The sequence below is a fragment of the Novosphingobium silvae genome (genome assembly GCF_009856825.1).
Lineage (GTDB): Bacteria > Pseudomonadota > Alphaproteobacteria > Sphingomonadales > Sphingomonadaceae > Novosphingobium > Novosphingobium silvae.
In genome coordinates, this window is record NZ_WVTD01000001.1 from 50,881 (window position 1) to 64,035 (window position 13,155).

The 13,155-nt window shown below is 66.6% G+C and carries 13 protein-coding genes; 1 reads left to right on the forward strand and 12 read right to left on the reverse strand.

What is annotated here, in order from left to right:
• Nucleotides 1–39 precede the first annotated feature (39 nt).
• Nucleotides 40–819, reverse strand: coding sequence for a cold-shock protein (locus GR702_RS22525; protein ID WP_160984415.1), 780 nt, complete (start codon nt 817–819; stop codon nt 40–42).
• A 312-nt stretch (nt 820–1,131) separates the two neighbouring features.
• On the opposite strand from GR702_RS22525, the gene GR702_RS00315 reads away from it, so the two are divergent.
• Nucleotides 1,132–1,557 carry a protein tyrosine phosphatase family protein gene (locus tag GR702_RS00315; protein ID WP_160983970.1) on the forward strand — a complete coding sequence of 142 codons (426 nt, stop codon included), beginning with the start codon at nt 1,132–1,134 and terminating at the stop codon, nt 1,555–1,557.
• A gap of 192 nt (nt 1,558–1,749) precedes the next feature.
• On the opposite strand, the gene GR702_RS00320 is transcribed toward GR702_RS00315, so the two are convergent.
• From GR702_RS00320 to hisN, 11 genes are all read right to left on the reverse strand, one after another.
• Entirely contained in the window at nt 1,750–3,069 is a 1,320-nt protein-coding gene (locus tag GR702_RS00320) for an ammonium transporter (protein WP_160983971.1), read from the reverse strand.
• A gap of 14 nt (nt 3,070–3,083) precedes the next feature.
• Nucleotides 3,084–3,422 carry a P-II family nitrogen regulator gene (locus GR702_RS00325; protein ID WP_007687500.1) on the reverse strand — a complete coding sequence of 113 codons (339 nt, stop codon included), beginning with the start codon at nt 3,420–3,422 and terminating at the stop codon, nt 3,084–3,086.
• Between the two features lie 172 nt (nt 3,423–3,594).
• Nucleotides 3,595–4,299 carry an endonuclease/exonuclease/phosphatase family protein gene (locus tag GR702_RS00330; protein WP_160983972.1) on the reverse strand — a complete coding sequence of 235 codons (705 nt, stop codon included), beginning with the start codon at nt 4,297–4,299 and terminating at the stop codon, nt 3,595–3,597.
• A 126-nt stretch (nt 4,300–4,425) separates the two neighbouring features.
• Nucleotides 4,426–5,961 carry a peptide chain release factor 3 gene (locus GR702_RS00335; protein ID WP_160983973.1) on the reverse strand — a complete coding sequence of 512 codons (1,536 nt, stop codon included), beginning with the start codon at nt 5,959–5,961 and terminating at the stop codon, nt 4,426–4,428.
• Nucleotides 5,962–6,048: 87 nt separating this feature from the next.
• The gene (locus tag GR702_RS00340; protein WP_160983974.1) at nt 6,049–6,798 is read right to left on the reverse strand and encodes an SDR family NAD(P)-dependent oxidoreductase; all 750 of its coding nucleotides are present in this window, start codon (nt 6,796–6,798) and stop codon (nt 6,049–6,051) included.
• 12 nt (nt 6,799–6,810) lie between these two features.
• On the reverse strand, nt 6,811–7,692 hold the full coding sequence (locus GR702_RS00345; RefSeq protein WP_419880277.1) for an aldose 1-epimerase family protein: 882 nt from the start codon (nt 7,690–7,692) through the stop codon (nt 6,811–6,813).
• A gap of 48 nt (nt 7,693–7,740) precedes the next feature.
• A complete protein-coding gene (gene pheT, locus GR702_RS00350; RefSeq protein ID WP_160983975.1) occupies nt 7,741–10,149 on the reverse strand; it encodes a phenylalanine--tRNA ligase subunit beta in 2,409 nt (802 codons plus the stop codon).
• A gap of 20 nt (nt 10,150–10,169) precedes the next feature.
• Nucleotides 10,170–11,282 carry a phenylalanine--tRNA ligase subunit alpha gene (gene pheS / locus GR702_RS00355; protein WP_160983976.1) on the reverse strand — a complete coding sequence of 371 codons (1,113 nt, stop codon included), beginning with the start codon at nt 11,280–11,282 and terminating at the stop codon, nt 10,170–10,172.
• Nucleotides 11,283–11,467: 185 nt separating this feature from the next.
• Complete coding sequence (rplT, locus tag GR702_RS00360; RefSeq protein ID WP_160983977.1) at nt 11,468–11,830, reverse strand: 50S ribosomal protein L20; 363 nt, start codon at nt 11,828–11,830, stop codon at nt 11,468–11,470.
• Between the two features lie 13 nt (nt 11,831–11,843).
• Complete coding sequence (rpmI, locus tag GR702_RS00365; RefSeq protein WP_021232722.1) at nt 11,844–12,047, reverse strand: 50S ribosomal protein L35; 204 nt, start codon at nt 12,045–12,047, stop codon at nt 11,844–11,846.
• A 203-nt stretch (nt 12,048–12,250) separates the two neighbouring features.
• Nucleotides 12,251–13,039, reverse strand: coding sequence for a histidinol-phosphatase (hisN, locus tag GR702_RS00370; RefSeq protein ID WP_160983978.1), 789 nt, complete (start codon nt 13,037–13,039; stop codon nt 12,251–12,253).
• Nucleotides 13,040–13,155 lie beyond the last annotated feature (116 nt).

Here is a 13,155-nt window from a genome sequence, read left to right on the forward strand (position 1 = left end):
AGTCCCCCGGTCAAACCGCCGGGGATAGTGCAGGCAGGATCAGCCCTGGAGCGCCGTCAGGTTGACCGCCGAGTACTTGCCTCGTCGATCGACCTCGATGTCGAACTCCACGCGATCGCCTTCGTTCAGGCCGGAAAGGCCCGAGCGTTCCACGGCACTGATGTGCACGAATGCATCCGGCTGGCCGTCATCGCGGGTAATGAAGCCGAAGCCCTTCATGGAGTTGAAGAACTTGACCGTACCGCTGGCCTTTTCGCCCGTGAGCTGACGCTGCGGGGCTGCCGGCTCACGCTTGGCGACGGGGATCACATCGCCCACGACGCTGAGGTCGGTGGCCGAGATCTTGCCGCCACGGTCGACAAGCTGGAATTCGAGCTGCTGGCCTTCCGCCAGGCCTTCGAGGCCGGCGCGCTCTACCGAGCTGATGTGCACGAACACATCGTCGCCGCCTTCGTCGCGCTGGATGAAGCCGAAGCCCTTCGCTGCGTTGAAGAACTTTACGACGCCGCGGCCCTGGCCAACGACCTGGGCGGGCATGCCGCCACCGCCGCCACCGCGCGGGCCGCCGCCGAAGCCGCCGCCACCGCCGCCGCGGAAACCACCGCCGCCGCCGCCGCCGCCGAAGCGATCACCGCCGCCGCCGCCACCGCCGCCGAAGCCGCCGCCACCACCGCCGAAACGGTCGCCGCCGCCACCGCCGAAGCGATCACCGCCGCCGCCGAAACGATCTTGTCCGGCAAAGAACGGGTCGAATTCGTCTTCTCCGAACCGATCCCGCTTGTCGCGTCCCCTACCGCGACGACCTCTGTCAAAACCCATGTCTACGAACGTACCTTCGCTGCGCCCCATAAGCATTCACCCGGACGCGTGGACGTAGCACGCCGAGCCTCAGGCTGAACGATGGACACCGGCCCATTGTTCTCCTGCGATCATGACTCGTACACGACTTGCGGGTCAATAGCGAACGGAAATACGCGTTCATTTCGGGTACAGGCCGCTTGTTAGCGGGTTCCGGCGCCGGAAAGGTCCGTTCTCGCCCGATTTGACTTGCCTGTTCGCGCGCAACGGTCTTGATGGCGACCCTTCCGGCCCCGATGGCCGACAGCAGAACGAATCCGGAGAGCAAGCGCCATGTTCCGCCAGGTCACCGACACCGTCTTCGCCAGCCCGCAGATCGGCACCGATGCCATCGCAGAAGCCAAGGCGCTCGGCGTCGTTCGGATCATCAACAATCGGCCCGAGGGCGAAAGCGAGGACCAGACGCCCGGTCCCGAGATCGAGGCCGCTGCGCGCGCCGCGGGGTTGGACTACGTGGCCATACCCGTCTCGCACTCGGGCTTCAGCCAGACCCAGGTCGATGCGATGGAGCAGGCGCTGCAGGCGGATGGCCCGGTTCTGGCCTACTGCCGGTCGGGCACCCGCTCCACCCTGCTGTGGGCCCTCGCAAGGGCGAAGGCCGGCGACAGCCCGGCCGTCATCGCCTCCAAGGCCGCAGGCGCCGGATACGACGTGTCGCCGATCCGCCAGTTGATCGAGATGCTCGCCGCCCGCGGCTGAGGTCTCCTTCCGGGTGTGCGCCGGTCCAGGGCTTGACCGGACTGCCTTCCGGCCCGCGTCGACAACAAAAAAGGGGCCGGAGCGGCTGGCTCCGGCCCTTTGAAGGCTGTGTTCGCAGGAGGAACAACGGTTGGCGACAACGGGGAAGGAGAGGAGAAAGTACCCGCCGCCGCCAAACTCTTGAAACCGAACTCAGTTGTAGGCGCGCTCGCCATGCTCGCCGATGTCGAGGCCGTCCGATTCGACTTCCGGCGAGACCCGCAGGCCGGTGAGGGCCTTGGCGATGAAGATGGCGATGGCGGTTCCAACCACCGACAGGACGATCGTGGCGACCACGGCCAGGATCTGCGTGACCAGTTGCCCGCCGATGCTGTAGTCGGCAGCGCCGGGACCGCCGAGCGAGGGGGCGCACACGATGCCGGTGCCGATGGCGCCGACGATGCCGCCCACGCCGTGGATGCCGAATGCGTCGAGCGAGTCGTCGTAGCCCAGGGCGGGCTTGACCTTCGAGACGAAGATGAAGCAGACGATCGATGCGACGGCGCCCAGGACGATGGCGCCGAACGGACCCGAGTTACCAGCCGCAGGCGTTACCGCGACGAGGCCGGCGATGATGCCCGAGCAGTAGCCGAGCGCCGAACCCTTGTGACCCGAGAAACGCTCGGCAAGCATCCAGAACAGGGCGGCGGAAGCGGTGGCGACGAACGTGTTGATCATGGCCAGCGCGGCCGAACCGTTGGCTTCGAGAGCCGAGCCGGCGTTGAAGCCGAACCAGCCCACCCACAGCATGCCGGTGCCGACGAAAGTCAGCGTCAGCGAGTGGGGCGGCATTGGCTCGGTGGGGAAGCCCTTGCGCTTGCCAAGGAGCAGAGCGGCGACGAGCGCCGAGACACCGGCGTTGATGTGGACCACGGTGCCGCCGGCGAAGTCGAGAGCGCCCATCGCGAAGAACACGCCGCGCGCTTCCCAGACCATGTGAGCGATCGGATAATACACGATCAGCAGCCACACGACAGCGAAGGCCATCACGGCCGAGAACTTCATGCGCTCCACGACCGAACCCAGGACCAGCGCGATGGTGATCGCCGAGAAGGTCATCTGGAAGCTGATGAACAGATATTCCGAGATCACTTCATCGGTGAAGGTCGCGGCAGTGGAGTCGGGCGTGACGCCTGCGAGGAAGAACTTGCCCCAGCTGATGAACTGGTTGCCTTCGGGGCCGAATGCCAGGCCATAGCCGAACATCACCCACATCAGCATGGCGAGCGCAGTGACGCCGCCGATCTGGGTCATCGTGGAAAGCATGTTCTTCGAACGGGTAAGACCGCCGTAGAAGAGAGCGAGGCCGGGAAGGATCATCATCAGGACCAGCAGGGTCGAGGTCATCATCCAGGCGTTGTTGCCGGGGTTGGGCACCGGCGCGGCGGCGGCCGCTTCCTGCGCCCAGGCAGGCATTGCGGCGAGCAGCGACGCGGTGAGTGCACCGGCGCCGCAGATAAGCTTGCGGTTCATCATGGAAATTCCCCTCACAGCGCGGTGTCGCCGGCCTCGCCGGTGCGGATGCGCACGGCCGATGCCAGGTCGAGGACGAAGATCTTGCCGTCACCGATGGCCTCGGTGCTGGCCACCTGCTGGATCGTCTCAACGATCTTGGGGGCAAGGTCATCGGGTGCGGCGACCTCGATCTTCACCTTCGGCAGCATGTTGGTCGAATACTCGGCGCCGCGGTAGATTTCCGTCTGCCCCTTCTGCCGACCAAACCCCTTGACCTCGGAAACCGTCATGCCGGCCACGCCGATTGCCCCGAGCGCCTCCCGCACTTCGTCGAGCTTGAAGGGCTTGATGATGGCTATGATGAACTTCATGCCTATCCCCTGTTAGCCACCGGCCCAGCGCCGGCTGAGGACAGGCCTTGCAAGGGCCGTGCCACTTGGCACGCCGCGCGCTTTCAGGCGGTCAGGGCAGAGGCAGGTAGGCTCGCGACGCGATCATGCACGGCAAGGGACGCGCGCCGTCGCACGTTCCTTGGGCACATGCCTAATTTTTAGGCAACTCGAGTGTCGCATGGACCGGCAAATGGTCCGAGCCTGTCGCCGACAACGGGCTATGGTGGACATCGGTTCCCTGCACCCGCCATTCGGGAGAGACGACGATCCGGTCGAGGAAGGCCATCGGGCGGCGAGAGGGGAAGCTGCGCCCGGGCGCGAGAACGCGCCAGCCCTCGTCGAACTCACGCAGGCACCCACCACGCTGCGCCCATTCGTTGAGGTCGCCCATCATGACCGTGGGTACCTTTTCGCTGCAGTCGTTGCAGTGGGCCAGCACGCTGCGCACCTGATGGCGGCGCCTGAGGCCCGAAAGGTCGAGGTGCATGCCCACCACCCTGACCCGCCGTCCTTCGATGCAGAGGTCGGCGCGCACGGCGCCCCTGGGTTCAAGCACCGGCAACGGAACGGGCGCCGCCTCCACCAGTTCGATCCCGCGGCGTACCAGGATGGCATTGCCATGCCAGCCAAGGCTGTCAGGCTTCATCGACAGCGGCACGGGCGCATAATCGGTCGCGGAATGGATCGCGTCGAGCGGGAGCACCGCCATGCGACGGCCGTAGCGCCGGTCTACCTCCTGCAACGCGATGACGTCGGCGTCTACCTCGCGCAGGACGTTCAGGATCCGCTCGGGATCGCGCCGCCGGTCCAGCCCGACGGCCTTGTGGATGTTGTAACTGGCAAACTTGATCTGCAACGCGGGCTTTTCCGTGACACGTGTCCCGCAACAATCCCTCAGCGAACCATGAGGTTGCACCATGGTCCGTTCACGAGCAAATCCTGAACTCCATTTACCGATATGGTTCCACGTGGAACACGGTCCTCACCGTTCCTTCGTGGCGCTGAAAGTCAGGTCCGGGTTGCGTTCCTGCTGGTAGTTCACGTCCCAGGCGGAGCGGGCCATGAACACCGGGTCGCCGTCGCGGTCGCGCGCCAGGTTCATCTTGTTGAACTCGGCGAAATCGCGCAGCGTCTTGTCGTCCCCCTTGAGCCAACGAGCCGTGTCGAAGGGCGAGCCTTCCAGCATCGCCTCCACCTTGTACTCGGCCTCCAGGCGGGAGATCAGCACGTCGAGCTGCAACTGGCCGACGACGCCCACGATCCACTGCGAGCCGATCTCCGGGTAGAAGACCTGGATCACGCCCTCTTCCGACAGATCGTCGAGCGCCTTCCTGAGCTGCTTGGTCTTGGTGGGATCCTTGAGCTGCACGCGGCGCAGGATTTCCGGTGCGAAGTTCGGCAGTCCGGTGAAGCGCACGTCGTTCTTTTCCGACAGCGTGTCGCCCACGCGCAGGGTGCCGTGGTTGGGAATGCCGATGATGTCGCCGGGCTCCGCATTGTCGGCGATCTCGCGGTCCTGCGCGAAGAACAGGATCGGCGAGTGTACCGCGATCGGCTTGCCAAGCCCCGACGGCGTCAGCTTCATGCCCCGTTTGAAAGTGCCCGAGACCAGCCGCATGAAGGCAATGCGGTCGCGGTGCATCGGGTCCATGTTCGCCTGCACCTTGAAGATGAAGCCCGTGACTTCCTTGTCGTCCGGCAGGATCGTGCCCTGTTCGGAAGGCTGCGGGCGGGGTGGCGGCGCGAAGCGCTCGATCGCATCGATCAGTTCGGTGACGCCGAAGTTCTTCAGCGCCGAGCCGAAGTAGACCGGTGTCAGGTCGCCGCCGCGATAGGCGTCGATATCGAATTCGGGATAGCCTGCCTGTGCCAGTTCAAGCTCCTCGGCCACGGCCTCGGGCAGCTGCGCGCCTTCGTCCACCTTGCCGAGATATTCCTTGCTTGGCCCCTCCGGGCGGCTGATCCGGCCCGAGGCGATATCGAGAATGCCTTCGAACTGCCCGCCCATGCCGACCGGCCAGGACATCGGGCACACGTCGAGCGCGAGCATGTCCGCCACTTCGTCGAGCAGGTCGAAGCAGGCCCGTCCCTCGCGGTCCACCTTGTTGACGAACGTGATGATCGGCACCGATCGCAGGCGGCAAACTTCGAAGAGCTTGCGCGTCTGCGGCTCGATGCCTTTCGCCGCGTCGATGACCATGATGGCCGAATCGACCGCGGTCAGCGTGCGGTAGGTGTCTTCCGAGAAGTCTTCGTGGCCCGGCGTGTCGAGCAGGTTGAAAGTGATCCCGTCGCGCTCGAAAGTCATGACCGAGCTGGTCACGGAGATGCCGCGCTGCTGCTCGATCTTCATCCAGTCCGAACGGGCGCGCCGCGCCGCGCCGCGCGCCTTCACCTGCCCGGCAAGGTGGATCGCCCCGCCTTGCAGAAGCAGCTTTTCGGTCAACGTGGTCTTGCCCGCGTCGGGGTGCGAGATGATCGCGAAAGTGCGGCGGGACTGGTGGGGCGCGGTGGTCATCCGCGCGCCTTTAGTTTGCCCAGGCAGATAAGGGAAGATTGAAGGGGCGATCCGGCTCCATTGCGGGGGATCGCGCCCCGGAAGCGATCATCCCTCGCGCGCCACCTGGAAGCCCGCGAACGACTGGTTCACCGGCATCAGCTCCAGCGTGTTGATGTTGACGTGCGCGGGCTGGGTGGCGACCCAGAGCACCGTTTGCGCGATGTCGGCGCCGGTCAGCGGGTTGACGCCTGCGTAGAACGTGTCCGACGCCGCCTGATCGCCGCCGTTGCGCACGACGGTGAACTCTGTCTCCACCATGCCCGGCTCGATCGAGGTGACGCGAACGCCGGTGCCCGACAGGTCCGAGCGCAGCCCCAGCGCGAACTGGCGCACGAAGGCCTTGGTGCCGCCGTATACGTTGCCGCCGGTGTAGGGATAGGTCGCCGCGACGGAGGAGAGCATCACGATCGCTCCCTTGCGTTCGATCAGGCCCGGCAGCAGCTTGTGCGTGAGCGAGGCGAGCGCGGTGACGTTGGTGTCGATCATGGTCTTCCAGTCCGACACTCTGGAAGACTGCGCGGGCGCTGCGCCAAGCGCAAGGCCTGCGTTGTTCACGAGGCAGTCGATCGCCGCGAATGGGGCAGGCAGGGCCGCCAGCGCCGCATCGCGCGCGTCCTCGTCACGCATGTCATAGGCGCAAGGGTGGAAGCGGTCCGCGCCAAGCTCGTCCGCCAGCGCCTGCAGCCGCTCCACGCGGCGGCCGGTGCCGACCACTTTCCAGCCCGCAGCGACGAAGGCGCGGGCGCAGGCTTCACCGATCCCGGCCGTGGCGCCGGTGATGAGGACGGTCTTCATGGGAAAGTTCCTTCAGTCTGCGGAGAGGACGGCGACATCCATGCGGAAGCTGCGCGCCTCTCCGGGCGGCAGGGCGATAATGCCCGGCTTCTCGCGAAAGTCCCCGGCGAAGCCGAGGGGATCGGCGATGCCCTGCCAGGGTTCGATGCAGAGATAGGCCGCGCCCGGCTTCTGCCAGATGCCGAGCATGGGCGTGTCGGGAAAAGCGATGGAAAGCTGCGCCGCGCCGGCTGCACCGAACGTGAGCGAGCGGCTGGAAAGGCGGTCCCAGATAAGAGCGTCGCCCTCGAACAGACCGGCGTCGGGGCACAGGAGGTGCCCCTCCACCGGGGTTGCCAAGGGTTCGGGAAGGAGGAGGCCGGTGGCAGGGTCGATGCGGCGGACGGGCTGCGGCTCGCCCTGCTCGAATGCGATCGCGTGGTCGCCCTTGGCGGCGCCGCCCGGCAGCGGCCAGGCAAAGGCCGGATGGAAGCCGAAGCTGAAGGGCATCGTCTCCTCGCCGGGATTGGAGACCCGCGCTTCCATGCGGAGCGACTTGCCTTCAAGGCGGAAGGCCATGTCGAGCACGAAGGCGAAAGGATAGGCCTTGCGGCTCTCCTCGCTGTCGGCAAGGCGGAAGAGCGCGTGTGCCTCGCCCGCGTCCACCACCTCGAACATGGAGCGGCGGGCAAGGCCGTGCTTGGGCAGCGTGAAGGCCTGCCCGTCGACACGGTAGGTATCGTTCGCGAGGGCCCCGACGATGGGGAAGAGCAGCGGTGCGTGACCGGTCCAGAACGCCGGATCGGCATCGGTCATGTATTCGCGGCCGAGCGTGTCTGTCAGCGACCACAGCTCGGCCCCGAAAGGGTTGATCCGGGCCGTAAGCTCGCCCGAGGAGATGGTCACGAATTCCACGTCGATCTCCTTGTCATCGCCCCGCCGGGACTCGCCCGAGCCCCGGCATCAACCGCGCAGCACCGCTCCGAGCTTGGCCGCGGCGGCAGTCACCTTGTCGCTGATCGCCTTGATTTCCTCGTCCTTGTAGCTCTTCTCGAGCGGCTGCAGCGTGACTTCGAGGGCCAGCGACTTCTGTCCTTCGGGCACGCCCTGCCCCCGGAAGTCGTCGAAGAGGCGAGTAGCGACGATGTTCGCCTTGTCCGCACCCTGCACCACGCGCACCAGATCGCCCGAAGGCAGCGCGGCGGGCACCAGGAACGCGAAGTCGCGCGTCACGGCCTGCAGCGCCGGGGGTGCGTAAGATGTGCGCGCGAAGCTGGCCGCGCCCTTGCGGCCCGGGATCGCGTCGAGGAAGATCTCGGCCATGGCGACCGGGCCGTCGACGTCGAATTGCCTGGCAAGCGAGGGATGCAGCATGCCGAAGCGCGCGAGCACGTTCTTGGGGCCAAGGCGCAGCGTGGCGGACTGGCCCGGGTGGAACTGCGGCCCGGCTTCCCCCATGACCTGCAGCTTGTCCACCGGAGCGCCTGCCTCGGCCAGCAGCGCCAGGACTTCGGCCTTGGCGTCGTAGGCGTCGAAAGGCACGGCCTTGCCGCTCTTCCAGCCGCGCGGCGTCTTCTCGCCCGCCAGCACGAGGCCGAGTGCGAGCCTTTCGTCGCTCGCGCCGCCTTGGCCGCGCAAGTAGCGGCGACCAAGCTCGAACAGGCGAAGCGAGGATGCGCCGCGATCGAGATTGCGACGGGCAGCCATCAGCAGGCCGGGCAGCAGCGAGGGGCGCATGGCCTTCATGTCCTCGCTGATCGGGTTGGCGAGGATCCAGAGCGGACCTTCGGCAAAGACGAGTGCAGCCGCCTCGGGCAGGAACGACCATGTGACGGCCTCCTGCAAGCCGCGCGCGGCCGCCGCGCGGCGGGTTCTGCGCTCCAGCGCCTGCGCGGGTGTGGCGGTCGCCCTGGCAACGCCATCCGCGCGCGGCAGCGGCACGCTCTTCACATTGTCGAGGCCATGGATGCGCACCACCTCCTCGACGATGTCAGGCGCGCCGTCGATGTCAGGGCGCCAGCCCGGGACGGTGATCGCCCAGTCCTGGACGCCATTCTCCTCGGTCGCCACGACCGAGAAGCCGAGGCTGCCGAGAATGCGCTGCTGCTCGGCCGGGGACACGATCACGCCGCCCAGCCTTTCCACCAGCGCGGGCTGGAAGTGGACGATCTTCGGGGTCGCGGGCGCGGCGCCCTGGCGCACGACCTCGGACGCCTCGCCGCCGCAAAGCGTCTGGATCAGCCCGGTGAGCTGCGCGAGGCCGGTGTCGAGGAAGTTCGGGTCGATGCCGCGCTCGAACCGCCCGCGCGCGTCGGACGTGAGGTTGAGCTTGCGGCCCGTGCGCGCGATGCGCTCGGGATCGAAGTAGGCGATCTCCAGCAGCACGTCGGTGGTCTCGTCGCCGCAGCCCGAATGCGCGCCGCCCATGATGCCTGCGATGTCGTGGACGCCGCTTTCGTCGGCGATCACCGTCATCTCGGCGTCGAGCGTATAGGTCTTCTCGTTCAGCGCCTCGACGCTTTCGCCTTCCACCGCGCGGCGGGCGACGACCGCGCCGTTCAGCTTCGCCAGGTCATAGGCATGGGCCGGGCGGCCATAGGCGAGCATCACGTAGTTGGTCGCGTCCACCAGCGCCGAGATCGGGCGCTGTCCGGCGGACTTCAGCCGGTCCTGCAGCCACTGCGGCGAGGGGCGGTTCTTCACCCCCCTGATCACGCGGCCGTAGAAGGCGGGGCAGCCTTGGGCATCCTCGATGCGGATCTCGACCGGGCATGGATAGCTGCCGTCGATCTCCAGCGCCTCGATAGGCCTGAGCGTGCCGAGGCCCGCCGCGGCGAGATCGCGGGCGATGCCATAAACGCCCATGCAGTCGGGGCGGTTGGGCGTGATGGCGACGTCGATCACCGGGTCCGCGCCGTGGTACTGGGCGAAGGCGGTGCCCACGGGCGCGTCTTCGGGCAGCTCGATGATGCCGTCGTGATCCTCGCCGAGCTCCAGCTCGCGGGTCGAGCACATCATGCCGTTCGATTCGACGCCCCGGATCGCCGACTTGCGCAGCACAAGGCCGTTCGCCGGAACCGTGGCGCCGGGCAGGCCCAGCACGCCCACGAGCCCCGCGCGGGCATTGGGCGCGCCGCAGACGACCTGCAGCGGATCGCCGTCGCCCGTATCGACGGTGAGGACCTGCAGCTTGTCCGCATCGGGATGGCGGGCGGCGGTGAGCACGCGGGCGACGCGGAAGCCCTGCAGCTTCTCGGCCGGGTCCTCGATGCCTTCTACCTCGAGGCCGATGGCGTTGAGCGTGGCGGCGATCTCCTCGATGCCGGCATCGGTGTCCAGGTACTGCTTGAGCCAGGAGAGCGAGAACTTCATCTTCTAGATCCTTTCCGCGCTCAGGCCGGAGTACCGACGCCGCCCGACAGGGTCGGCACGTCGAGGGCGGAGAAACCGTAATGGGAGAGCCAGCGAACATCGCCGTCGAAGAAGGCGCGCAGGTCGTCCATGCCGTACTTGAGCATGGCGAGGCGATCGACGCCGGTGCCGAAGGCGAAGCCCTGCCACTCGTCGGGATCGAGGCCGCCTGCGGCGATGACGTGGCGATTGACCATGCCCGAGCCCAGGACTTCCATCCAGGCATGGCCCGGCGCATCTCCCGAGCCGCCGACGACGCGCCTCGAAGAACCGTTGGGTCCGCCCTCGTTGGAATAGCCCACGTCCACCTCGATCGAGGGCTCGGTGAAGGGGAAGTAGCTTGGCCGCAGGCGCAGGACGATGTCGTCCCGCTCGAAGTAGGCCTTCAGGAAGGTTTCCAGCGTCCACTTGAGGTGGCCGAGGTGGATGCCCTTGTCGATGACAAGGCCCTCGATCTGGTGGAACATCGGCGTATGCGTGGCATCGCTGTCCGAACGGTAGACGCGCCCCGGCGCGATGACGCGGATCGGCGCGCCCTGCTTGATCATCGAGCGGATCTGCACAGGCGAGGTATGCGTGCGCAGCAGCATCTCGCGCCCTTCGTCGTTCCGATCGGGGAAGTAGAAGGTGTCGTGCATCGCGCGGGCGGGATGGCTCTCGGGCATGTTGAGCGCGGTGAAGTTGTGCCATTCGTCCTCGATCTCGGGACCGGTGGCGACCGCGAAGCCCATGTCCGCGAAGACTTCGGCAAGTTCGTCCATGACCTGCGAGATCGGATGGACGGACCCCCGGGGCGCTTCCGGCGCGGGAAGCGAAAGGTCGATCGTCTCGGACGCGAGGCGCGCGTCGAGCGCGGCCGTCTCGAGCGCGGCCTTGCGCGCGGCGAGCGCCTCGGTGACGGCTTCACGCAGGCCATGTATCCTGGGCCCTTCGACCTTGCGCTCCTCGGGATCGAGCTTGCCGAGCGTCTTGAGCAGGCCCGAGATCGAGCCCTGCTTGCCGAGGAATTCGACCCGCAGGGACTCCAGCGTATCGAGATCATCGGCGCCCGCGATACGGGATAGCGCCTCCTGGCCGGTTGCTGCGTAGTCCACTGGTCGTCTGCCTGCCTGATTGTGAAGTCTTCGGTTGCGCTCCTTAGGGAGAAGGGGCGCAGATCGCAACGGAGTGTGCACCGCCTCGCGCCGGCTCCCCGGATGCGAAAAGGGCGCGGACGGCAAAATGCCATCCACGCCCTTTTCAGATCCGCCGTGAGGCGAGACCGTCGTGCTAGGGCGGATTACGCCGCCGGCAGCGCTGCCTTGGCCTGCGCGATGACGGCGCTGAACACGCCGCCTTCGTTCATGGCGAGGTCTGCCATCGCCTTGCGGTCCAGTTCGATCCCGGCCAGCTTGGTGCCGTGGATGAACTGCGAATAGGTCAGGCCTTCCGCACGGACCGCAGCGTTGATGCGCTGGATCCACAGGGCGCGGAACGTCCGCTTCTTGATCTTGCGGTCGCGGTACGCGTACTGGCCGGCCTTTTCGACGGCCTGACGGGCAACGCGGATCGTGTTCTTGCGACGGCCGCGGTAACCCTTGGCCTGATCCAGAATACGCTTGTGCTTGGCGCGGGTGGTGACACCCCTCTTAATACGGCTCATCGGTCAGTACTCCTCAGTTGAGCCCGTAGGGCGCCCACTTCTTGATCGTCTTGGCATCGGCGTCGGAAATGACCTCGGTGCCGCGATTCTGGCGGATGTACTTGCCGTTGTGGCTCATCAGGCGGTGGCGCTTGCCGGCCACGCCGTGCTTCACCTTGCCGGTGGCGGTGAGCTTGAAGCGCTTCTTCACGCCGCTCTTGGTCTTCAACTTGGGCATTTTCGTCTCCTTTTCAGGGACACGTCCAGCCGGCCATGGCAGCCCTTTTCGCCAGGCCGACGCGCGAATCTCTTGGATCAAGACTCAACCGTGTCGATTGAAGGACGCGCCCTTAGTGGGTGGCGGATGGAAAGGCAAGCGGGATGCACGGGGTTCATCTCGTCAGCCCTAGCCGCCTTCTCGGGGGCAAGGAGCAGGCGTGCTCAGTCGTGGTGCTGGCAGGCCATCGCCTCGATCACGTCCTCGAGGCGGGCGGGATCGCCGATCGCCAGCACCTCGCCGCCGGAATCGATGTTGAGCGGCTCGCCGTTCCAGTCGCACATGGTGCCGCCCGCGCCCTCTACGATGGGGACCAGCGCCGCCCAGTCGTGAAGCTTGAGGCCGGCCTCGCAGATGAGGTCTATGTGACCGCTGGCGAGGAGGCCGTAGTTGTAGCAGTCGCCACCGAACATCATGCGCTTGTGATCGGTCTTCGCCGCCAGCGTCATGAAGTGGTCGCCCTGGTGGTCATCGAAGTATTGCGGGCCGGTGGTCGCCATCATCGCGTCGGCCAGTTCGCGGCAGGGGCGGGTGCGCACGGCAGTGCCGTTGAAGGTGGTGGGATGGCCGCTCGCCCCGATCCAGCGCTCGCCAAGGATCGGCTGGTCGATCACGCCGAGCACCGGCCAGCCATCCACCAGGAGCGCGATCAGCGTCCCGAAGATCGGCCTGCCGCCAATGAACGATACCGTGCCGTCGATAGGATCAAGCACCCAGGTCCGGTTGGACGAGCCCGTTTCCGTGCCGAACTCCTCGCCGATCACTGTATCGCGCGGAACCTCGGCCTTGAGGATACGACGCATGGCCTCTTCCGCGGCGCGGTCTGCGACCGTGACCGGCGAGGCGTCCGACTTGCGATCACCGGTGAGGCCGGTGCGGAAATGCGGGCGAATCGCATCCCCCGCGGCATCGGCCAGCCGCCGTGCAAGGGCGATATCCTGTTCGATTTTCATGGCTTGTCCTCTGCCTGCACGGGGCCGCCGCGGTCAAGCGCCGCCTGCCGGACTGCTTTACTATCACAGGTGATGAAATCTAACCGGATTTGTGGGTTTTCCTGCATTGCCGCGAG